The sequence below is a fragment of the Phytoactinopolyspora limicola genome (assembly GCF_011320225.1).
In the GTDB taxonomy this organism is placed as follows: Bacteria; Actinomycetota; Actinomycetes; order Jiangellales; family Jiangellaceae; genus Phytoactinopolyspora; species Phytoactinopolyspora limicola.
The window spans coordinates 988,470-1,009,241 of record NZ_JAAOEN010000001.1; the positions used below are offsets into that span (position 1 = coordinate 988,470).

The following is a 20,772-nucleotide window of genomic DNA, read 5'->3' on the forward strand; positions in this document are numbered from 1 at the left end:
CACGGCTCCCTGGCCGGTGGCCTCAGCCCGGGCCGATGGTGAACGAGAGCCGTGCGGTGACCGCGGCCTGGGCCAGATCGGCCGCCTGATCGGCGGTAGCGCCAACGACGAGCAGCGCCCCCTCGGCTAGTGCGCCCCCGTCGGTGGTCAAGACCGTCAGTACGGGCACGTCCGAGGCGACGACGTGGGCCCCGGTCAGTGCTTCGCCACCGGCGGCGAGCAGGTCGATCCGGTCGCCGGTCCGGATGAGCGTCGCGGCGCCAGCGTCGGTGACCCGAACGGGCGCCGCTACGAGATCGCTCCCCCATCCGTCGAGTAAGGCCGGGCCGAGGAGCCGGCGGTCGGTGATGGGTTCACCGGCCCGGACCGGACCGGCGAGAACGCGGTCGATCACGTCGGATGCGCCGACCAGACCGCCGGGGAGGGTGTCTGGCGGAAGGGCGACGGTGGTGATGTCGTCGGCGTGGATCGGTTCACCACCGCTGAGGTCACGGGCGGCTACCAGAACGTCGACACCTGCCGGGGGTGTGGGGGATATCACGTGGATGGCCAGCGCGGCGGCGGCCGCGGCTAAGCCGGCGGCGAGCAGTCGGCGATGCCATCCGACCGCTCGGACCCACCGGGTGAGATGTATACGCCCGTTGTCCATGACACGTGACAGTAAGCGCTGCCGCCGCACGGCAAGGCGTTATCCACAGGGCAAACTCGAGGAATCTTTGCGGACCTGCGGTGGTCAGCTCGACGTGGTCGACGGCGCGGGTGTCTTGCTCGAGGAACTGGACCCGTTGGTGCTGCTAGCCGAACCTGACGAACTCGAGTCAGACGTGGAGCTGGAGCTCGCGGAGCTGTCGCTGCTCGATCCGTCGCTGCTGGTCGATGAGTCGCTGGACGCGGTGCTCTTGGCCGGACTCTTCGACGAGCCGTTCGACGAGTCGCGGCTGTCGGTGCGGTAAAACCCGGAGCCCTTGAACACGACCCCAACCGCGGAGAACACCTTGCGCAGCCTGCCCTCGCACTTCGGGCACTCGGTCAAGGCGTCATCGGTGAAGCTCTGTACGACCTCCAGCGGCTCTCCGCAGTCGGTGCAGGTGTACTGGTACGTGGGCACTTCCTGGTCCTCCCGGGCGTCAACTCAGGTGGTCCGCTGAGATCATGCCGAACCGCTCGGCTAGCACTCGTAGACCCCGACTGCTAATAATGCGCTTTCGAAGGCTGTTTTGTCCACGTGGGCTTGAAATGATCATGTGCGACAGGCGATCACGACACCAGCCGTGGCGACCCCCCACAGGATGCTCGCGAAGGTGCCGATGATGAATCGTTCCGGGGCTGCTGGCTTGCGGAGCTCCGGATACCGGCCGAAGCCTTTGACCGCGAGAATCAGGGCGAGCCCTTCGGGCCAGCCGGCTAGCAACGTGATGGTGACGGCGACACGTTCCAACGCGCCGATGGCGGCGCCCCCACGTAGCGTGTCCGGGTCGGAGACCGTTTGGAGTCGAGGTGCCGAGGCTCCCGTTCCGGAAGGAGGCGGGGGAGGCGGGGGCGGCGGCCCCGGTGACGGGTTCGGCCGCGGTGGGTGGACCCGCCGGTCTGCCAGCCGGAGGGCGGCCGTGGCCAGGAGTCCGCCGCCGGGTACGGCCGCGGTGACGCCGATGGCGACGATGAGGCGCTGTTGGTTGTCGCTCGGGCCGAGCTCGTCCAGACCCAGCAGGGCGGTGGCGCCCAGTAGTAGGGCCGGCACTATGGCAGCGAGGACGGCTCCGGTGACGGAAATCTCGTCGCGGTGGCGGTCGACGACGTACCAGAGGCACGTACCCACAACCGTGGTGGCGACGAGGAGTGCGATGACGGTGGTGGTCATCGGTCACCTTCCGGTGCTGACGGCGGGGTCTGGTCGGATTCTTCCAGCAACCGGATGGCGAGTGGGCGCACGTCGCGTTCTTGCTGCCACAACGCGACGGCCAGGCGTTGGCCCACGGCCTGTCGGCTGATGCCCAGCTGGTCGGCCGCCTCGGTGATCGTATGGCCGGCCTCGACGAGGTCCACCGCATCCCAGCCGGCGTCGGTGCGTCGGGAGATGAGCGCTGCGAGCAGGGCCATCAGGGCGTCGGCGTCACGGGTGGACGGGCTGCTCACTCCGCCGACGGCGACACCGTGGGGGCGTAGTTTGGCGGTGTCGAGGGCATGTCGGGCGTGGATGAACGCGGGACCGCGAGCGGACCGGGTGCTGGTGGGGAGCGGTTCGTCGACGGCTCCCGTGCCGATGCCGACACTCCAGGTGCCTTGGCGGGCCAACGTCAAGGCGGTGTCGAGCGTGTGCTCGGGGGTGGCGAGGACCCCTTGGAATTCGTCGCCGGCGGTTCGTTCGAAATGGAGGAGCGGTGCGGGCTTGCGTTGCCGAAGCAGCGTCAAGGCGTCGTCGACCAGATCGCGGCCTCGGCGGCTGCCTCGCTGATCGACCGTGAGGACGTACACCACGTCGTCAACGCTAGAGCCTTGCCGACCAGGGCGCAAGGTTTAAGCCTTTCGTTAACAAAAGCAAGCCCTCAGCCTTTCCCGCCACCAGCCCCGCCCCATGATCATGAACACTTTGCCGTGCCATGGCACGGCAAAGTGTTCATGATCATGGGGCGGGGGGATCGAGTATGACGGCGCCGTCCCCTAACCTGTGCGGGTGACTCGTCGCCGGATCACCATCATCGTGTCGGCCACCGCCGGGGTTCTGATCCTCGCGCTGGTGGCCGTCACCGTCGTGGCGGTGTGGTCGATCCGCCGGCCCTTTCCCGAATACGAGGGCACCGTCGAGCTTCCCCGGCTGACCGGCGAGGTCGAGGTCGTCCGCGACGAATACGGCATTCCGCAGATCTATGCCGACACCGCCGAGGACCTCTTCCGCGCCCAGGGATACGTTCACGCACAGGACCGGTTCTGGGAGATGGACGTGCGCCGCCACGTCACCTCCGGCCGGCTCTCCGAGCTATTCGGTTCCGACCAGGTCGAGACCGACGCGTTCGTGCGGACGCTCGGCTGGCGTGAGGTGGCGCGCAAGGAGCTGCCCCTGCTAGAGCCGGAAACCCGGCGGTACCTGCAGGCCTACGCCGATGGCGTGAACGCCTGGCTGGACCAGAACTCCGGTGGCGACCTCGGCTTCGCCTACACGCTGCTCGGTGTCATCGGTGGCGATACGAACCCCGCGCGATGGTCGCCGGTCGACTCGGTCAGCTGGCTCAAGGCGATGGCCTGGGACCTGCGCGGCAACGTCACCGACGAGGTCGACCGCGCTCTGCTGGCGACCGCGCTGCCGATCGACCGGGTGGAGCAGCTCTATCCGGAGTACCGCCCCGAGGTCGGCGCCCCCATCGTCGACGACGAACACGTCACCACCACCGGCGCGTTGACGGTGGTCGACGACGACGGTGAGACGGTTGCCGTCGACGCCCAGGACGCGCTCGGCTCGGCCGCCGCGGCGCTGCGTTCCGGGCCCGCGGTACTGGGCCACGGCACCGGTGTCGGGTCGAACTCGTGGGTGGTCGACGGCTCGCTGACCGCGTCCGGTGCGCCGCTCCTCGCCAACGACCCCCACCTCGCGCCGAGTATGCCGTCGATCTGGTACCAGGTCGGTCTGCGTTGCCGCACCGTCGGCCCCGAGTGCCCGTTCGACGTCACCGGCTACTCGTTCTCCGGGCTCCCAGGTGTGGTGATCGGCCAGAACGCGGACATCGCGTGGGGGTTCACCAACATGGGCGCCGACGTCACCGACCTCTACCTGGAGGAAGTGCAAGGCGACCTCTATCGCACCGGCGAGCGCTGGGAACGGATGGAAGTCCGGGACGAGACCATCAGAGTGGCCGACGGTGACGACGTGAATATCACGGTGCGCTCGACCCGGCATGGCCCGCTCATTTCCGACCACTCCGACGAGATGCGTCGGGTGGGGTCCGAGGCGCCCGTCGGTTCCGACGCTGACGACGACGAACCCCGCGACTCGGCAGGATGGTCCGATGAGGCGCCGCCGGCCGATCCAAGTACTACTGACACCAGCCCCGACGGTACGGACTACGGCGTCGCGCTGCGCTGGACCGCACTCGATCCGGGGTCTACCGCCGACGCGGTCTTCGCGCTCAACAAGGCCAGCACGTGGGACGAGTTCAAAGCCGCGGCCGCCTTGTTCGACGTACCCGCGCAGAACCTCGTGTACGCCGATACCGAAGGCAACATCGGCTACCAGGCCCCTGGCAAGGTCCCGGTTCGAGCGACCGGCGACGGACGTTACCCCGTACCCGGGTGGACCGGAGACCACGACTGGCTGGGCTACATCCCGTTCGACGAACTGCCGAGTGTGCTGAACCCGGACAGCGGGATGATCGTCACGGCCAACCAGCCGGTCACCAGCCCGGCCTACCGGTATTTCCTGACCGCCGACTTCGACGCCGGGCACCGGGCCGGCCGGATCTCCGATCTCCTGGAGGAGGCCGCGGCCAGGGGTGACCTCGACGTCGACACCATGGTCGAGGTGCAGATGGACTCCCGCAGCGCGGCCGCCGAGATGCTCGTCCCGTACCTCACCGAACTCGACGCACCCGAGGGCTACTACGGGGATGGTCTGCGGATGCTGCGGGGCTGGGATTATCGCCAGGAACCGGAGTCGGGCCCGGCGGCGTACTTCAACGCGGTCTGGCGGCACGTGCTGGCTTTGACCTTCCACGATGAGTTACCCGAAGACCAATGGCCCAGTGGGGGCGGCAGGTGGGTCGAGGTGCTACGCGACCTGGTCGAGAACCCGGACGATCCGTACTGGAACGACGTGGACACCGCCGCTACCGAGACCCGCGACGACATCCTCTTGCAGGCGGCGCAGGACGCCCGGGACGAGCTGACCCAGCTGCAGGGTAAGGACCCCGAGAGGTGGGAGTGGGGCCGATCGCACACCCTCACGCTCACCGACCAGACACTCGGCACCTCCGGTATCGGATTCGTCGAGTGGCTGGTCAACCGGAAGCCGGTGGCCGTGGGCGGTGGAACGGCAACGGTACAGGCGAACTCGTGGTTCGCCCCCGACGGATACGACGTCACCTGGGTGCCGTCGATGCGGATGGTGGTTGATCTCGCCGACCGTGACAACTCCCAGTGGATCGACCTGACCGGGGTGAGCGGGCATCCACATCATCGACACTATGGCGACCAGACCGAACTCTGGCGTACCGGCCAGATGTTGCCGATGCGGTGGAGCGAACCGGCGGTGCGTGCCGCCGAGCAACACGTACAGACGTTGGTGCCGCGTGAGCCCGTCGAGATCCGCTGACGCGGCCTGGGCCGCTCGGGCGTGGTTCCTGGGCCCGGGCCCTCACCCGCGCATGCGATGGACCCCGGAGGGAGTCACGACGGTGTCGACCGGGACGTCGTGTGGTTCACGGGGTATCGGCATGTCCAACAGCTCTCCGTCGTGCAGCAGCACGTATGCCGGTTTGCTGCCGCCGAGGCGGGCGAGCACCCGGTCATAGCAGCCGCCACCCTGGCCCAGGCGGGTGCCTCGGCGGTCGACGGCCAGCGCGGGCAAGATGACGGCGTCGACCTCTAACACCGACTCCGGGCCGGCGGTTGGCCCGGCCGGTTCCAGCAGTCCCCGCGAGGCCTTGACCAGTGCCGACGGACCCCGGTACGGCGCCCAATCCAGGTCGAAATCGGGTTGCAGCACGGGCAGGAGGATGTCGATGCCGCGTTCGGACAGCTCCTCGATCAGTGGTCCGGTGCCGGGTTCGTCGCCCACCGAAACGTAGGCGGCGACGGCGCCGGCGGAGTCGACACCGGGCAACTCGAGCACCGAGTCACGTAACGCACGAGCCGCGACGGCCAGCGCGTGTGCGTCCAAGGCGGACCGGTTGGCGCGCAGACGTTCGCGTAGTGCGCGCTTGGCTTCGCGGATCGTGGTTGGCACGCTGCCACGCTACCGCTCCAGGCCGCGGGTGTGGTGACCCCGACGCGGCCCGGTGCCCTTGTAAGGTGTCGACATGAGCGCCGCCATGAACAGTGATGCCGAGAAACCTGTCCGCAAGGTCGTCATCACCGTTGCCGGGTTGGGCACCCGGTTCCTGCCGGCCACCAAGGCCACCCCCAAGGAGATGCTCCCGGTGGTCGACAAACCGGCCATCCAGTACGTCGTCGAAGAGGCGGTGTCCGCCGGGCTCGAAGACGTCTTGTTCGTCACCGGCCGCAACAAGCAGTCGCTGGAGAACCACTTCGACCGCGCGTGGGAGCTGGAAGCCGCGCTGGAGCAGAAGGGAGACCAGCAGCGGCTCGACCGCGTCCGCCAGTCGCAAGTGTTGGGCGACATCCATTACGTCCGGCAGGGAGATCCCCGCGGCCTCGGCCACGCCGTGTTGTGCGGGGCGCGCCACGTCGGCGACGAACCGTTCGCGGTGATGCTCGGCGACGACCTCATCGACCCGCGCGACGCACTCCTCGCGCCGATGCTCGAGGTTCAGCAGCGCTACGGTGGCAGCGTCGTCGCACTCATCGAGGTCGACCCGTCGCAGGTGAGCCTGTACGGGTGCGCCGCGGTGCGCCCGGGAGACACCGACGACGTCGTCGAGGTCACCGACTTGGTTGAGAAACCCGACCCGGCCGACGCTCCTAGCAATCTCGCCATCATCGGCCGGTACGTGCTGCACCCGGCCGTGTTCGACGTCCTGCGGGAGACGCCGCCAGGACGGGGCGGTGAGATCCAGATCACCGACGCGCTCAAGACGTTGGCGGGAATGCCGGCCGAAGCCGGCGGAGGGGTGCGGGCCATCGTGTTCCGTGGCCGCCGCTATGACACCGGCGATCGGCAAGACTATTTGCGCACCACCGTTCAGCTGGCCTGCGAGCGCAGTGACCTCGGGCCGGACTTCCGAGCCTGGCTGCGTGAGTTCGTGGCCGCCCTGCCACCCGAGGACACCCGGTGACCAACTATGTTGGCGGGGTCCCGCCCACCTTCCGTGCCCCACCGACCCCCCGATCTGCCGAGGTCACAAGGTGAAACGAGTCGCTGACCACCTGTCGGACATCCTCGAGACGATCCGGCCGCTTCCGGCGCTCGACGTCCAACTGCTCGACGCCCATGGCTGCGTCCTGACCGAGGACGTCGTGGCGCCGTGGCCGCTCCCACAGTTCGACAACTCCGCCATGGACGGTTACGCGGTCTGCGCGGAGGACGTCGCCGACGCATCGGAGGACGAGCCGGTCGAGTTGCCCGTCGTTGCCGACATCGCCGCCGGCGACACCCAGGTCAGTGCCATCGGCCCTGGGCTGAGCGCGCGGATCATGACGGGTGCGCCGATGCCGGCCAGGGCCGACGCCATAGTGCCCGTCGAACACACCGACGGCGGTACCGCCCGGGTGTGGATCTCGTCGCCGGCCAAGCTCGGCGCCCACATCCGGCGCGCCGGCGAGGACGTGAACCAGGGCGACGTCGTTCTCGGCGCCGGTACCTACCTCGGCGCGGCGCAGGTGGGTCTGCTGGCGGCCGTGGGACGGGATCGGGTCGTCGTGCGCCCCAAGCCGCGGGTTGTGGTGATCTCCACCGGAAGTGAGCTCGTCGAGCCTGGGCATCCCGTGGCGCTGGGGCAGATCACCGACTCCAACTCGTTCACCCTCACCTCCGCTGCCCGGGAAGCCGGCGCGATCGCCTACCGGATCCCACCGGTGTCCGACGACCCCGACCGCCTGCTGGGCCTGATCGAGGACCAACTCGTCCGGGCCGACCTGGTCATCACCACCGGCGGGGTGAGCGCGGGCGCCTATGACGTCGTGAAAGAGGTCCTCTCCCAACTGGGCACCGTCGCGTTCGAGCAGGTCGCGATGCAGCCCGGCAAACCGCAAGGATTCGGCACCGTCGGCGAGGAATCCACCCCCATCTTCACCCTGCCCGGCAATCCGGTCAGTGCATTCGTCTCGTTCGAGGTGTTCGTCCGCCCGGCTATCCGCAAGATGTTCGGCGCCACCCGGCTGCACCGGCCCAGCGTCAAAGCCGTTCTGCAGCAGACGATGCGCTCCCCGGATGGGCGCCGGCAGTTCGCCCGGGCCCGGTTGCAGCCGGCATCGGACGGCACCTACCTCGCAACCCCCCTCGGCCGGCAAGAGTCCCACCGCATCGGCGATCTCGCCTACGCCAATTCCCTCGTTGTGGTCCCCGAACACGTCACCGAGGTCGCGGCCGGCCAGGTGGTAGACGTGATGCGCCTGGAACACCGGAAGGACTGACCGTCGTGGCAGAGCGGCTCACGCACATCACCGACGACGGCTCGGCTCGGATGGTCGACGTCTCCGCCAAAGACGTCACCACCCGCACGGCCACGGCTTCCGGGCGCGTGCTCGTCTCCCCGGAGGTGGTGGCCGCGTTGCGGGCCGGCGACGTGCCGAAGGGCGACGCGCTGGGGGTGGCCCGGATCGCCGGCATTCAAGGCGCCAAACGGACGCCGGAGCTGGTGCCGCTGTGCCACCCGTTGGCCGTCCATGGTGTCGACGTGGACGTCAGCGTCACCGACGACGCCGTCGAGATCTCAGCCACGGTGCGCACCGCTGACCGCACGGGTGTGGAGATGGAGGCGCTGACGGCGGTGTCGGTAGCGGCCCTGACCGTCGTCGACATGGTCAAAGCGATCGATCGGGCAGCGGTGATCACCGATGTTCGGGTCGAGGAGAAAACCGGGGGCCGGTCGGGTACCTGGCGGCGGAATGCGGGACAGGAACGGCTGAGCTGATGAAGGCGTTGGTGGTGACGGTATCCACCCGGGCGGCCAGCGGCATCTACGACGACCGCAGCGGTCCGGTCTTGGTCGAAGGGCTGCGCGGGTTCGGTGCCGAGGTCGACGGCCCGGTGGTTGTCCCCGACGGCGCTCCGGTGGAGAGTGCGCTGCGCCGTGGCGTCGACGACGGATACGACGTCATCGTCACCACTGGAGGCACCGGGCTGAACCCGAACGACCACACTCCCGAGATGACCAAGCGGGTACTCGACGCCGAGGTGCCGGGGCTGGCCGAGGCGATCCGCGCCCACGGAACCACCCAGGGGGTTCCCGCGGCGGTGTTGTCCCGTGGCGTGGCCGGGCGGGCCGGGCGCACACTGGTGGTGAACCTGCCGGGGTCCACCGGCGGTGTCCGCGACGGATTGGCCGTGCTTGCGCCGGTACTCGCGCACGCCGTCGACCAGATCGCCGGCGGTGACCACCCGAGGAGCCCGTCGTGATGCAGTCGACCGTTCCGGGCACGTTTCTCGCCGGTGCCGGCCGGGCGCCGGTTGGGATGGCTGTCTTGGCGCCGGGTCGGACGTCCGGGATCGGGCCGGTGGCCGCGGCGGGAGGCCGCAAATGACGACGGTGCTGGGCCTAAGGTGGCCCGTCGAGCTGCATGACCCGCCCGTTGGTCTTCGCCCACTGCGGTTCCGTGACAGCCGGGCCTGGCATGAGGTCCGGGAACGGAACAAAGACTGGCTACAGCCCTGGGAAGCCACCGTGCCGCCGCCGGAGAACTCCCACGAGATGCGGTTCCGGCAACTCGTCCGGTTGTACTCCGCCCAGGCCCGTTCCCATGAGGCCCTCACCTGGGTTATCACCTATCAAGATCGACTGGCCGGCTTGTTGCGGGTGGCGAGTATCGTCTGGGGTTCGGCGCGATCGGCCTCGATCGGATACTGGGTGGACGGTGCCCTGGCTGGGCGAGGCATCATGCCCACGGCAGTGGCGATGGCAAGCGACCACTGCTTCTCCACGGTCGGGCTGCATCGCATCGAGGTGAACATCCGGCCCGAGAACGAGGCATCTCTCCGCGTGGTGGAGAAGCTGGGATTCCGGGACGAAGGTATGCGGCTTCGTTTCCTGCACATCGACGGAGACTGGCGAGACCACCGGACGTTCGCGTTGACCGCGGAAGACCTACCGGAGGGCGGGTTGCTCCGCCGCTGGAAAGCGTCGAAACGCCCCGCGTGATCCGACCCGATGTGGGCCTCTGGAGGCGTGCGTGGGCCTCATCATCGTCACAGGAGTCACACCCGCACCGGCGACACACCGGATCAGTTCCACCACCAGCGCCGTGACCCGCCGTACCGTCTTATGCCATGGGGTACAGCGGCTTGATCTACGCGGCGATCGTCGCCGCGTGGCTAGCTGTCCTCGTACCCCGGTGGGTGCGCCGCAACGAAGAGGTCGAGCGGGCCCGCGAAACCGACGCCGCCAGCGGGGTACGGGTGCTGACCCGGCGCACCGGCCCGGTCCACGCACCACATCGGGTCGCCACCGACGGCGCTGACAGCCGGATCATCGTCTCGGGCGACCGCAGCGGCCTCGCCGCCCCTGCGGCCGGAGGGGACGCTGCACACCCGGCGCCGACCAAAACGGCCCCCGTCGGCGCTGCCGCCCGCGCAGGTCGGCGAGGGCCGGATCACCAGCCGGGCTCCGAACTGCGCCGTCTCGACGAGACGTTCGCGGTGGCCGCTCGCCGGCGACGCCGGATGTTGGGCACCCTAACCGTGGCCACGGTCGTCGCCATCGTGCTGGTCTACGTCGGCCCAGCGCCGGCCTGGGTTCCCGCCGTGATCGGTAGTGGCCTGGTCGGATTCGTCATGCTGGCCCGGATAGCCGCCATCGAGCAGCGACGACGCCGGGCGGCGCTCATCCGGCACGCCCGACGCCGGGTGACTACGCACGTCGTCGAACAGCCCGCACCGGAGCCGGCCCGCACCGACGACGGCAAACGGGTGGCCGTACTGGATGCACCCGAGGTCCCCGAACAGCCCCGTGAGGGCACCTGGGACCCCGTCGACGTCCCTCTGCCGATGTATGTCAACAAACCGAAGGCGCCGCGGGTCGCACGCACCATCGACCTCAGCACTCCGGGATCCTGGACCTCCGGCCGGCTGGAAACATCCGCGTCGGTTGAACTGCCGGCCCGTCCACCAGCCGTCGCGGCCGAGAACACCCGCGACACCAGCAACGACGACGACGCCACCGACCTCCCGGAGGAGACCCGCCGCGCCGTCGGCGAGTAGCGGGCGCGGCCTCGCCCGGGTCATGGCGAGACTCGTCGGGCCACCGGATCCGTGATTCGGCAACGAGGCATGGTGGATGGTAATCTGCTCCAGGTCGTGACTAGGGGCTGTGGCGCAGTTGGTAGCGCGTCTCGTTCGCAATGAGAAGGTCAGGGGTTCGAATCCCCTCAGCTCCACACACGCAAAGCGGCTGGTCAGAGGTTTCTGATCGGCCGCTTTCCAGTTTCAAGACCACTTTACGACCATGATTCACTTCGTCGGGCTGAGCGCGGTGGCGGCGTTGGTGGAGGCGACGCCGCGTCCCATGTAGACGTTTTGGGTCATGCTGGGTTCTTCGTGGCCGAGGTGGTCGGCGATCTCGCGGGCGGTGAGTCCGGCTTGGTCGAGGCGGGTGGCCACGGTTTTGCGGAAGGTGTGGGAGGTGACCCAGTCGTAGCCGTCGGTGCGGTTGAGGGCTTTGCGTAGGGCTCGGTCGGCGTTGGTGGGTAGGCGGACGGCTCCGGTGCGGGTGGGGAAGAGCAGGCCGTGCTCGTTGTGGGTCCAGGTGTGGGTGGTGCGTCGGCGGCATAGTTCGGCGATGTGGTCGGGTAGGGCGATGATGCGCCAGCCGGCGGCGGTTTTGGGGCGTTCTTCGAGGACGGCGCCGTGGCCTTTCTTGTAGGTGGCTTTGGCGTTGACTTCCAGGACGCCGGCGTCGAGGTCGACGACGGTGGCGCGCACGCCCAGGGCTTCACCGATGCGCAGGCCGGTGCCGAGCATGAACTCGGTGAGATCAACGATGTCGTCGGCTACGGCGAGGGCGTCGGCGCGGAACGTGGCGAGTAGGTGGGCTTCTTCGTCGTGGGTGAGCGCTCGGGGGCGTTTGCGGGCGCGGCGGGGGATCTCGGCGGTGCCGGTGACCGGATTGTGCGAGAGGGCCCCGTGGCGTACGGCCATGCCGAGCAGCAGTGAGGTGACGGATTTGGCGGTCTTGGCTGCGGAGGGTCCTTGGCGTGTCCGGACGGCTTTGAGGAACCGGTCGACGGTGGGGACGTCGCACTCGCTGATCTGCAGGCCACCGAGGGCGGGCAGGACATGTTTGGTGAGGGTGCGGCGGTCGAGGTCTTTGGTGCCGTCGGAGAGTTCGGCGTCGTTCGTTTCGGCCAGCCACGCGGTGGAGAGGTCTCGGACCCGGGTGGCGGCGGCGATCTTGTCGTCTCTGGTGGAGCCGCGCCGGTCGCGCAGGGCGATTTTGAGGCGTCGTTCGGCGGCGGCTTTGGAGTGCCCGTAGCGGGTGACGGGCCGGGTGATGCCGTCGTAGTCACGGAACAGGGCGCGGGCTCGGATCACTCCGTTGCTCATCCGGTGGAACCCGATCGCCCCGGCGGTCCCGACCGGCAGTGGTGGTCTGCTCATCATCACCTCTCGGGCATAGGTGTGTTCCTCGCTGTGAAGGGAGCCCCGCAGGCGCGCACAAGCCGGTCGGCGGGGACGGGCGGGCCCGCCGTGTGTTGGCCGCAATGGGGCGGGCGGGTGTGTTCAGGTGTGGATGATCTGGTGGGCGCGTTGGTGGGAGACGCCGAGGATGGTCCCGATGTCGCGTAGCGACAGTTGTTCGTCGACGAGCAGACCGGGGTGGAGAGCGAGAAGAGCCTCAACGCGCTCTTAGACATGGACGAGACCGCCGACGCGTTCGGGTCCGGCCTGGTTCTGGAAATGAAGGCCCTCTTGGTCGTCCAGGGCGCCGCAAACATGCGCAACGAGATCGCGCACGGCCTCATGGGCGATAGCGAGGCATGGAGCTACAACTCCCTATACATGTGGTGGTACTGCCTACGGCTCGTCATCTTTCCAATCATTCAGATGATGCAAAGCGCCAATGCCGAATCAACACCTCCACCTGAGGGAACGGCGGCCGACAACGACGAGGCGACTCCCGTCGTTACCGACGATGCGGAGGCGGGCGGGAAAGTGGAGTAGCGGTGGCACCGACCGCGCTACCTGAGTGCTTACTCAGCGTTCCCGATCGAGGCTGGCTTCCACCACTCGTCGATGACCGACCTATTCCGTGAATGTTGCGGCGGGTGCGTGCCAAGTTCCGGGCTACCAACTTGCGCGGGTGACCGTGCTCTCGTGCCCGAGTGCATGGAGATCAGCTTGTTAGTCCAGGTTGAGGTGGCTCGCTCCCGGCGCATTGACAGTCTTCCGATTTCGCTGGGGCAGAACTCGCCCGCCAGATGTGCCTGATCAGAGGACGCGCGACCTTCGACGCCACGTGATTAGTAGATCGGGCGGTTGGCGAAACAGGCGCCGGGGAGTTCGGTGAGTGAGGCCAGGACGAGTCTGCGGCCGTTGGCGTTGCTGGTGACGATGCGTTGTTCGGTGTCGTCGGGTTCGGCGAGAAAGTCGTAGTGGTTACGTAGTTGGGTGCTGAGTTCGTCCAGGCTCGGGGCAGGGATGGCGAGCAGGCCGATGCTGTCTTCGTCGTAGTCGGTGCTGTGTCGGATGGTCCTCCAGAGCGGAGGGTCGTAGTCCACGGCGCCGGTGACCTGTGGCCAGGTCGTTGGTGGTGATGACAGGCCGTACTGGTCGACCCAGGTCTTGAGGATGGCCAGGCGGCGGACGGTATCGCGGTCGAAGCTGGAGTGTGGGCTTGTGGTGGCGATCCACACCAGATCGTAGACATCACGGGCCGGGGTACGGCGGGCGAGTCGGGCGATCTTTTCGGCCATGTTCTCTTCAAGGGCCATGACCGGGAGGCTGTCGGGCAGGGCGTATGCCCGGTGGATGGGCAGCGGTATCCAGCCGCGTTCGTGTGGAGGGAGCCAGGGGGCTGGTCCGATGTCGAGTTTGGTGGTGAGGTTGCCGACGCTGCCGAATGGTGTGTCGTAGTGGACGTGTGCTCGGCCTCGGCGGTCGGTGACGTGGTAGGTGAAGCCGTTGATCTGCTGTCCGTCGATCTCGGCTCGCAGGAGTTCGGCGACGGCGTTCGGGTCGTCGTCGGGGTCGCGGACGGAGAAGTCGAGGTCGGTGGAGAAACGTCCGGCGTTGCCGGCGTAGAGCTTTCGAAGGGCCGTGCCGCCCTTGAACACGAGGTGGTCGAACATGCCTCGTTCGGCCAGGTGTGCGAGGAGTAGGTCTTGGGCGATGTCGATGAGGGCGGCGTAGCGTCCGCCGGCTCCGGGTGGGGTGTGCCGGGCCAGCCAGCCCGCGGTCAGAGCGTTCATGCTGCCTCGCTGATGGTGCGGGGGTCGAAGGGGAGGAGGTCGTCGGCGATGTTGAAGCGTTTGTCGAAGCGGCGGGTGGTGCGCGAAGCTCCGAACCACGTGACGGTGGGTGGCCGGGTGGGTTGGAGTCGGTCGGCGGTGTGGGGTGCGACGCCGCTGAGCAGGTAGGCCAGCCGGGCCCGGGCTGTGCTGGGGCGTTGGTCTAGTTCGTGATCCAGATCGTCGGGTGAACTGCGGCTGACCAGTTCTGGCAGTGCCTCGGCGAAGGTATGCCAGCCGCGGACGGCGCCGGGTTTGGTCGCGAGGTGGACCAGGATGGTGGGTGGTTGATGGACGGGTAGTCGCTCGACTTCGACGGGAGGTAGCTGGGGGGAGAACCGCACAACGCGCATCCGGTCTCTGATCACGTCCGAGACGGTGGCACCAGCGGGGACGGCGACTTCATGACGGTCGGGCACCCTCTCGGCGAGCCCGTGCAGCCATAACGCGCTCTGCAGCGCCACCGTGATCAGCTGGTGCCCCGCGCGTAGGCTGGCGCGAAGGTCGATGAACGGGTCACCGTGCCCGTATGGCCCCGCGTGTGAGCCTGGGGCGAACTCGTACACGCCGCGCTGCGCGGTTGGGAGGAGCCAGCCGGTTGCCCGTAGTCGTGCTGCGAGGACCTTCGCTGGTGTTCTCAGCCCGACTTCCTGAGCCAGCTCGGTCAGTTCCTCGACGGTTACCAGCGTCGGCTGCCGCAACTCCAGCTCAGCGACGATCCGGGCCATACCCTTGGAGAGCGACCGAGAAGGAACTGTCATGCTGACCTCATAGGTTACTGGAACAGTATCTAGACTACCTGGGATGACAGTACTGTCAAGATATATGGGCAGGTTGCAAAAATGGATACTTAGGTGCTGTCGTTGACAGTAGCTCATTGTCATGTCGACGTGATAGCGCCAGGTAGTGAACTGGGTCGCTGTCGTTGCGCGCGGTGTCGTGGCTCCCTATAGGTACGGACAGGTTGGAGGGAGATCGCTCGTGAACGAGTACATGACTACTGCCGAGGTCGCGGAGCTATTGCGTGTGCCGGCTGAGACGGTTCGCTACTGGCGGTACATCGGTAAGGGACCAAGGAGCTTCCGGGTGGGTGGTCGCCGGGTGCTGTACGCCAGAGAAGACGTCGAAGCGTTCGTCGCGGAAGTACTGGGACGAGATCGCCCGCGATCTGGGGCCCGTCTACGCGGCACCGACCGTGGGCTGGCCGAGGGGCTGTGCTCAGGCATGGCTACTTCCTTCACGAATGACACTGTTGCGTCCTCGCCACAGTGCTCGGCACAGGCAGATCAGTGCCACCGCCGTGCGGCGGCGGTACGAAACAGGTCGCCGATTACCCATGCGCTTTCGGTGTCCGCGCGCAGGCCGGCCAGGTCGATTGCCGCTGGGTTGCCGGCTGGTCGTCTACGAGGGGGTCGGTGCGCGTGCGGAGGCGGCAGTCATGGGATCGGGTCAGTCCTTGGTGAGGGCGTCGATGGTCTTGGCAAGGCGGCGCTGCCTGGTTTCGTTGGTCTTCGCGCCGGCGATGGATTCGGCGTGCTGGCGCTGTTTGCTGTAGGAAAGGCTTGCCCAGGTCTGGGCCGCCTGGGGGTTGTCCGTCAGGGCCGAGGCGAGCGCCTCGGGGACCTCGACGGTGCGGGGCTGATCGTCGACCTTGAGCGTCACCTCGACCTCGTCGCCGGCGCCGCGGCCGGTGGCCTTGCGGGTCTCGGAGTTGAATGAGATCAGGTACTGGCCGCCCATCGTGCTGATCGTGTTGCGGTAGGTGTAGTCGCCGTCGATCGTGACGACGACCGGAACACGTTTGCCGCGGTCGAAGCTGAGGACGACCTCTTCGGGGACGACGATGCCCACGTTGTTGCCGCCGCTGGCCCACAGGGTGGTGCGAAACGTTGCCATGAGTAACCTCCGCTTGTGCTGCCTCGACAGATCCACGGCGATGCGGTCAGCAGCCAGGTGAAGCCGGCGATCACGGCCACCCACAAGAATGCCACGCCGGCCGGTCCGGCGGCGAGCGCGGCGCCGGCGACGAATGCCGCGACGAACTCCACGCTACCTGCGACCAGGCCTCGCGGGTGAGCGCGCCTTGACCGGTGCTGCTGTAGTGCTAGCTGTGGTCGTGAGCGTGGCTCGTCCGAATGTGGGCACGTTGGCCTTGGCGGCCAATGAGGCTGAGGTATTCGACGGGACCCTTGCTGGTGGCGCCGAACCAGTGTGGGGTGCGGGTGTCGAACTCGGCGGCCTCGCCGGCTTCCAGGAGCAGGTCTTGGTCGCCGAGGACTAGCCGGAGCGTGCCGTTGAGGACATAGGCCCAGTCGAACCCCTCGTGGGAGTGCAGGTCCGGGATGGTGTCGTCGCGCCCGGTGGGGAGTACGAACTTGTAGGCCTGGATGCCGCCGGGGCGCCGGGTCAGTGGGATGATCATCGACCCGTCGCTGCACGCCATCGGCCGTAAGTCCACGCGGGGGTTGGCGGTGCGGGGGGCGTCGACCAGGGAGTCGATGGTGACCCCGTAGTAGCGGGCGAGGGGCAGCAGTTGTTCCAAGGTCGGTCGCCGCAGCCCGGCCTCGAGCCTGGACAGGGTGCTGGTGGATATCCCGGACTCCTGGGCGAGCTGGGTCAAGGTGATGTCGCGCCGGAGGCGTAGGTGCTTCAGGCGGGGGCCCACGGCCTCCATGGTCTCGTCGATCGGGTCGCTCATGTGCCCATTTTTCCATTTGGCAACAGAAATTGCATCCCGTCTGTTGCTGGGTGATGCTGGAGTGGATCGACAACGAGGAGTGAGCGATGAACGAGCGGAACGTCCAACGGCACGGCGAGCAGTGGAACGACGATCAGAACGCGGAGGTCGCGGTCGTTGGTGGCGGTTCCGCTGGTCTGAGCGCCGCCCTGACGCTGGCCCGCGCTCGTCGCCGGGTGATCGTGATCGATGCCGGACAACCGCGCAACGCCCCGGCCGCCGCCGCGCACGGTCTGCTCGGCCTGGAGGGCACCAATCCGCTGGACCTCCTGGCCAAAGGCCGCGCCGAAGCCAGCGAGTACGACGCCCGCATCGTCCAGGCGAAAGTGACTGCGGCCCGGGTCTTGGCGCACGGAGGATTCGCGCTTGACCTTGACGACGGCTCCTCGGTGCGTGCCGGGCAGGTCCTGATCACCACCGGTGTACGCGACGAGCTGCCCGACATTCCCGGGTTGGCGCAGCGGTGGGGGGCGACGTGGTCCATTGCCCTTACTGCCACGGCTGGGAGATCCGTGGGAAGCGGATCGGCCTTTTGGCGACCGGGCCGATGTCGGCGAAGCAGGCGATGCTGTTCGGCCAATGGACCGAGCACATGTGCTTCTTCCCTAATGGCCTGGAGTTCCCCGACGAGCAACTCCAACAACTCGCGGCGTTGGGCATCGACGTCGTTCCCGGCCAGGTCCAGGGCGTCGACGTCGATGATGACCGACTAGCCGGAGTGCGTCTGGGCGATGGTGTCCGGCATCCGCTCGATGCCTTGGCGGTCCCCGCCTTCACCCGAGCTCGCCTCGAAGGGCTCGACGACCTGGGCCTGGAGTTGCAGACCACCCCCATCGGGGTGGCGGTGCTTGCCGACGAGTCCGGGCACACCTCGGTCCCGGGCGTGTGGGCGGCAGGGAATGTGGTCAACGCGGGCATGCAGGTCAGCGAGTCCGCCGCGAACGGCGCGCGGGTGGCGATGACGATCAACACCGAGTTGGTCTTCGAGAAGGCCAAGAGCGCGATGGCACATTCCGCCACGACTGCCCAGGCCGCGCGGGGAGGTGCGCAGCGATGACCTACGAGTTCGACCGGGCCTACTGGGAGCGGCACTGGAACGCCGAGAGCGCCACGACCCGCGGCGGCGAGCTTCCGGTCAACCCATACCTGCTCGCCGAGACCGCGGACCTGCGCGTGGGCTCGGCACTCGACGCCGGCTGCGGGACCGGGAACGAAGCACTCTGGTTGGCTCAACAGGGCTGGCAGGTCACAGGAGCCGACGTTGCCGGCACCGCGCTCGCCGCGGCGGCCGACCGGGCCGAAACGGCGGGACTGGCGAGAGACATCGAATGGGTCCAGGCGGACCTGACGACCTGGGAGCCGGGCCGGACCTGGGAGCTGGTGGTCACCAGCTACGCCCATCCCGTCACCGGGCAGCTCGCCTTCTACCGCCACATCTCATCCTGGGTCTCTCCGGGCGGCACCTTGCTGATCGTCGGCCACCTGCACGGCCAGCACACCGGCGGCCACGGAGGCCACCACGGCAGCGACGGGCATCCGGAGCACGCCACCGCCACGGCCGCCGGCATCACCGAACTGTTCACCGGCCCCGATTGGCACGTCGAGGCGTGCTACGAGAACACCCGCACCGTCGCGCCGGGGCGGCGCCCCGGTGGAACTGAACGACATCATCGTCCGCCTCCGCCGTACCTGAGGCGCCCCCGCCTTCCTCCGCTTCTTCTACTTCTTCTGCGCCGGGCCGCGCCATCCGGCCTGCTGCTGGTGAGCGGCCTGCCGAACATGCTGACGAGGGGACCGTGGACACGCCATCATCCGGTGCACGCCGAATCGGCGGGTGGCGGACACCACGCTCTCGCCGTTCTCTCGGTCAGTTCGGATAGCGTCCGCGCCACCGCCCTTTTTTGGCCGCCGACATCTATCAGACCCTCCCCTTGTGATCTCAAATAAACTTGTTCCAGGGATAGGATGAATTAAGTTTATTTGAGAAGGAGAAGCTATGGCGCGCAAGGTCGTTTCGCCGTTGCCGGCGACCAGTGACGCGCTTGGCGTGCTCGGGAATCAGGTCCGCATCGCCCGCCATGATCGTGGCTGGACGGTGGCGGAGCTGGCTGCTCGCGTTGGGGTCTCGTCGCCTACCGTGCTCGCTATCGAGTCCGGTGCTCCAGGCACCGCGATTGGCACGGTCTTCAATGCCGCCTTTCTGGTCGGGGTGCCGCTATTCGGGGTCGAGGACCGGGCTGAGCTGGCCCGGATGCGGCGGCGGGGAGAGGAACACATCGCCTTGATCCCGTCCCGCGTGCAGGCAGCCACCAGCAGGAAGGCCGGGGACGACACTGATGACCTCGACTTCTGAGCGGGATCACGCCGAGCAGGTCTACGTGTGGACCTGGCTTCCCGGTCACACCGAACCCGTGGTGGCGGGGCTCGCTCGGGTTCGGGGCGGCCGGATGGAGTTCGGCTATGGCCGCTCCTACCTGGCTCGCCCGGACGCCATCAGCCTGTACGGCCCGGAGGTGCCGCTTCAGGAGGGCTGGATCGAACCGGTTGGTCTTTTGACGATGCCCGGCTGCCTGCGCGACGGTTCCCCGGACGCCTGGGGGCGTCGTGTCATCGAGTCGCGGATGGGCGTGGACGAGAACAGCCTCTCCGAGATCGGATACATGCTGGAGTCCGGCAGCAACCGTCTCGGCGCGAACGACTTCCAGGCTCGTCCCACCCAGTACGAGTCTCGGAGAGACACCGCCTCTCTGGATGAACTCCACGAGGCCGCGCGGCGATTGCAGGAGGGGCGCCCACTGTCGACGGCCGCCGAGGAGGCGTTGGTTCACGGAACGACCATTGGTGGTGCGCGACCGAAGGTGCTTGTCGATGACGGCGACGGGGGCCAGTGGATCGCGAAGCTATCTGCGTCCTCGGACTCGGTGTTCTCCGTCGTCAACGCCGAAGCGACCGCCCTCGAACTGGCACGACGGGCCGGGATCGACGTGCCCGAGTCTCGGGTCACCCGGTCTCTGGGGCGCGATGTGCTCCTGGTGCGTCGTTTCGACCGGCCGTCTGATGGTGGCCGCCGACATGTGGTCTCCGGTTTGACGATGGCCCGGGAGGACGAGGTGAGTGCACGATACGTGTCCTACCCCGGCATCTTCGATGTGCTTCGCGAGCACGGGAGCCAGCCCGAGAAGGTCGGACGTGATCTCTTCGACCGCATCGTGTTCAACATGGCGATCAGCAACACCGACGACCACGCTCGCAACCACGCCGCGTTCTGGGACGGCGAGCACCTGAGACTTGCCCCTGCCTACGACCTCGCGCCGGGCAACCGGTCGGGTGATACCGAGACCCAGGCAATGGCCTTCGACCGGGATGGGACGAGGGAGAGTACGTTTGCGGCCGCGGTGCGTGCGGCACCGGTATACGGCCTGGCCGTGCCGGAGGCGCGAGAGCGCGTCACCCGGATCGTCGACAGCATCCACGACAACTGGGACGAGGCCGCGGATATCAGCAGGCTTACCCGGGCCGACAAGGACCGCTTGTGGGCACGTCAGATCCTGAACCCCGCCACCTCGTACGGCTATGGCTCGACGTCCCACGCCACAGGCGCCTCGCTTCAGAAGCACGACACCGACCTCGCCGGACCAGATCCGACCCGCCCGTCCCGCCAGCCGCGAGGACGAACTCGCGGCACCAACTCGACGTCGTCCAAAACGGCCGGACGGGGCGAAGGTCCGGGGCTGACGAGCTGACGAGCCCCGTGTGTGCGCCCCGGAGGA

The 20,772-nt window shown here is 67.8% G+C and carries 23 protein-coding genes, 1 tRNA gene and 2 pseudogenes; 16 read left to right on the forward strand and 10 right to left on the reverse strand.

What is annotated here, in order from left to right:
• Nucleotides 1-22 precede the first annotated feature (22 nt).
• From G8760_RS04820 to G8760_RS04835, 4 genes are all read right to left on the reverse strand, one after another.
• Nucleotides 23-649: an SAF domain-containing protein gene (locus G8760_RS04820; RefSeq protein ID WP_166347309.1), complete on the reverse strand. Its 627-nt coding sequence runs from the start codon at nt 647-649 to the stop codon at nt 23-25.
• Nucleotides 650-733: 84 nt separating this feature from the next.
• Complete coding sequence (locus G8760_RS30745) at nt 734-1,108, reverse strand: FmdB family zinc ribbon protein (protein ID WP_166347312.1); 375 nt, start codon at nt 1,106-1,108, stop codon at nt 734-736.
• Between the two features lie 132 nt (nt 1,109-1,240).
• Nucleotides 1,241-1,858, reverse strand: coding sequence for a hypothetical protein (locus G8760_RS29750; protein WP_207782017.1), 618 nt, complete (start codon nt 1,856-1,858; stop codon nt 1,241-1,243).
• The gene (locus tag G8760_RS04835) at nt 1,855-2,475 is read right to left on the reverse strand and encodes a hypothetical protein (protein ID WP_207782018.1); all 621 of its coding nucleotides are present in this window, start codon (nt 2,473-2,475) and stop codon (nt 1,855-1,857) included. Before G8760_RS04835 ends, G8760_RS29750 begins: the two co-directional genes overlap by 4 nt.
• A gap of 196 nt (nt 2,476-2,671) precedes the next feature.
• Between G8760_RS04835 and G8760_RS04840 the strand changes: the two genes are divergently transcribed.
• The gene (locus tag G8760_RS04840; RefSeq protein WP_207782019.1) at nt 2,672-5,299 is read left to right on the forward strand and encodes a penicillin acylase family protein; all 2,628 of its coding nucleotides are present in this window, start codon (nt 2,672-2,674) and stop codon (nt 5,297-5,299) included.
• Nucleotides 5,300-5,341: 42 nt separating this feature from the next.
• Here G8760_RS04840 and G8760_RS04845 read toward each other — a convergent pair whose 3' ends face one another.
• A complete protein-coding gene (locus tag G8760_RS04845; RefSeq protein WP_211198937.1) occupies nt 5,342-5,932 on the reverse strand; it encodes a 5-formyltetrahydrofolate cyclo-ligase in 591 nt (196 codons plus the stop codon).
• Between the two features lie 73 nt (nt 5,933-6,005).
• On the opposite strand from G8760_RS04845, the gene galU reads away from it, so the two are divergent.
• The 8 genes from galU to G8760_RS04880 all read left to right on the forward strand — a co-directional run bounded on the left by galU (nt 6,006) and on the right by G8760_RS04880 (nt 11,196).
• Nucleotides 6,006-6,941: a UTP--glucose-1-phosphate uridylyltransferase GalU gene (gene galU / locus G8760_RS04850; protein ID WP_211198938.1), complete on the forward strand. Its 936-nt coding sequence runs from the start codon at nt 6,006-6,008 to the stop codon at nt 6,939-6,941.
• Nucleotides 6,942-7,011: 70 nt separating this feature from the next.
• Complete coding sequence (gene glp, locus G8760_RS04855) at nt 7,012-8,238, forward strand: molybdotransferase-like divisome protein Glp (protein WP_166344814.1); 1,227 nt, start codon at nt 7,012-7,014, stop codon at nt 8,236-8,238.
• 50 nt (nt 8,239-8,288) lie between these two features.
• Complete coding sequence (moaC, locus tag G8760_RS04860; protein ID WP_207782057.1) at nt 8,289-8,738, forward strand: cyclic pyranopterin monophosphate synthase MoaC; 450 nt, start codon at nt 8,289-8,291, stop codon at nt 8,736-8,738.
• A complete protein-coding gene (locus G8760_RS04865; RefSeq protein ID WP_166347318.1) occupies nt 8,738-9,223 on the forward strand; it encodes a MogA/MoaB family molybdenum cofactor biosynthesis protein in 486 nt (161 codons plus the stop codon). Before moaC ends, G8760_RS04865 begins: the two co-directional genes overlap by 1 nt.
• Nucleotides 9,220-9,348 carry a hypothetical protein gene (locus G8760_RS30510; protein WP_281355129.1) on the forward strand — a complete coding sequence of 43 codons (129 nt, stop codon included), beginning with the start codon at nt 9,220-9,222 and terminating at the stop codon, nt 9,346-9,348. The genes G8760_RS04865 and G8760_RS30510 overlap by 4 nt, the downstream gene beginning before the upstream one ends.
• Nucleotides 9,345-9,962 carry a GNAT family N-acetyltransferase gene (locus tag G8760_RS04870; RefSeq protein WP_166347321.1) on the forward strand — a complete coding sequence of 206 codons (618 nt, stop codon included), beginning with the start codon at nt 9,345-9,347 and terminating at the stop codon, nt 9,960-9,962. The genes G8760_RS30510 and G8760_RS04870 overlap by 4 nt, the downstream gene beginning before the upstream one ends.
• 128 nt (nt 9,963-10,090) lie before the next feature.
• Entirely contained in the window at nt 10,091-11,020 is a 930-nt protein-coding gene (gene sepX, locus G8760_RS04875) for a divisome protein SepX/GlpR (protein WP_166347325.1), read from the forward strand.
• Between the two features lie 103 nt (nt 11,021-11,123).
• Nucleotides 11,124-11,196: transfer RNA gene (locus tag G8760_RS04880), tRNA-Ala, on the forward strand.
• Nucleotides 11,197-11,269: 73 nt separating this feature from the next.
• On the opposite strand, the gene G8760_RS04885 is transcribed toward G8760_RS04880, so the two are convergent.
• The gene (locus tag G8760_RS04885) at nt 11,270-12,415 is read right to left on the reverse strand and encodes a tyrosine-type recombinase/integrase (RefSeq protein ID WP_166347328.1); all 1,146 of its coding nucleotides are present in this window, start codon (nt 12,413-12,415) and stop codon (nt 11,270-11,272) included.
• Nucleotides 12,416-12,610: 195 nt separating this feature from the next.
• On the opposite strand from G8760_RS04885, the gene G8760_RS04890 reads away from it, so the two are divergent.
• Nucleotides 12,611-12,979 carry a DUF4209 domain-containing protein gene (locus tag G8760_RS04890; protein WP_166347331.1) on the forward strand — a complete coding sequence of 123 codons (369 nt, stop codon included), beginning with the start codon at nt 12,611-12,613 and terminating at the stop codon, nt 12,977-12,979.
• A 299-nt stretch (nt 12,980-13,278) separates the two neighbouring features.
• Here the strand turns inward: G8760_RS04890 and G8760_RS04895 are convergent, their stop codons facing one another.
• Nucleotides 13,279-14,226, reverse strand: a complete 948-nt coding sequence (locus G8760_RS04895) for a nucleotidyl transferase AbiEii/AbiGii toxin family protein (protein ID WP_166347335.1) — start codon at nt 14,224-14,226, stop codon at nt 13,279-13,281.
• Nucleotides 14,223-15,026 (reverse strand): type IV toxin-antitoxin system AbiEi family antitoxin domain-containing protein, encoded by an 804-nt coding sequence (locus tag G8760_RS04900; protein ID WP_166347338.1) that lies wholly within the window; start codon nt 15,024-15,026, stop codon nt 14,223-14,225. Before G8760_RS04900 ends, G8760_RS04895 begins: the two co-directional genes overlap by 4 nt.
• 232 nt (nt 15,027-15,258) lie before the next feature.
• Here G8760_RS04900 and G8760_RS30750 point away from each other — a divergent pair.
• Nucleotides 15,259-15,396, forward strand: a pseudogene (locus G8760_RS30750) (helix-turn-helix transcriptional regulator); the annotation flags it as partial.
• Between the two features lie 318 nt (nt 15,397-15,714).
• Here the strand turns inward: G8760_RS30750 and G8760_RS04910 are convergent.
• Both G8760_RS04910 and G8760_RS04915 read right to left on the reverse strand, forming a co-directional pair.
• Complete coding sequence (locus tag G8760_RS04910) at nt 15,715-16,161, reverse strand: YdeI/OmpD-associated family protein (protein ID WP_166347341.1); 447 nt, start codon at nt 16,159-16,161, stop codon at nt 15,715-15,717.
• 208 nt (nt 16,162-16,369) lie between these two features.
• Nucleotides 16,370-16,963, reverse strand: a complete 594-nt coding sequence (locus tag G8760_RS04915; RefSeq protein WP_166347344.1) for a helix-turn-helix domain-containing protein — start codon at nt 16,961-16,963, stop codon at nt 16,370-16,372.
• A gap of 86 nt (nt 16,964-17,049) precedes the next feature.
• Here G8760_RS04915 and G8760_RS30755 point away from each other — a divergent pair.
• The 5 genes and pseudogenes from G8760_RS30755 to G8760_RS04935 form a co-directional block, all read left to right on the forward strand.
• Nucleotides 17,050-17,415, forward strand: a pseudogene (locus tag G8760_RS30755) (FAD-dependent oxidoreductase); the annotation flags it as partial.
• Nucleotides 17,416-17,549: 134 nt separating this feature from the next.
• Nucleotides 17,550-18,059 (forward strand): FAD-dependent oxidoreductase, encoded by a 510-nt coding sequence (locus G8760_RS29755; RefSeq protein ID WP_246222435.1) that lies wholly within the window; start codon nt 17,550-17,552, stop codon nt 18,057-18,059.
• Nucleotides 18,056-18,949: a class I SAM-dependent methyltransferase gene (locus G8760_RS04925; protein ID WP_207782022.1), complete on the forward strand. Its 894-nt coding sequence runs from the start codon at nt 18,056-18,058 to the stop codon at nt 18,947-18,949. The genes G8760_RS29755 and G8760_RS04925 overlap by 4 nt, the downstream gene beginning before the upstream one ends.
• Nucleotides 18,950-18,998: 49 nt before the next feature.
• Nucleotides 18,999-19,355, forward strand: coding sequence for a helix-turn-helix transcriptional regulator (locus tag G8760_RS04930; protein WP_166347347.1), 357 nt, complete (start codon nt 18,999-19,001; stop codon nt 19,353-19,355).
• Nucleotides 19,339-20,745 carry a type II toxin-antitoxin system HipA family toxin gene (locus G8760_RS04935; RefSeq protein WP_166347351.1) on the forward strand — a complete coding sequence of 469 codons (1,407 nt, stop codon included), beginning with the start codon at nt 19,339-19,341 and terminating at the stop codon, nt 20,743-20,745. Before G8760_RS04930 ends, G8760_RS04935 begins: the two co-directional genes overlap by 17 nt.
• Nucleotides 20,746-20,772 lie beyond the last annotated feature (27 nt).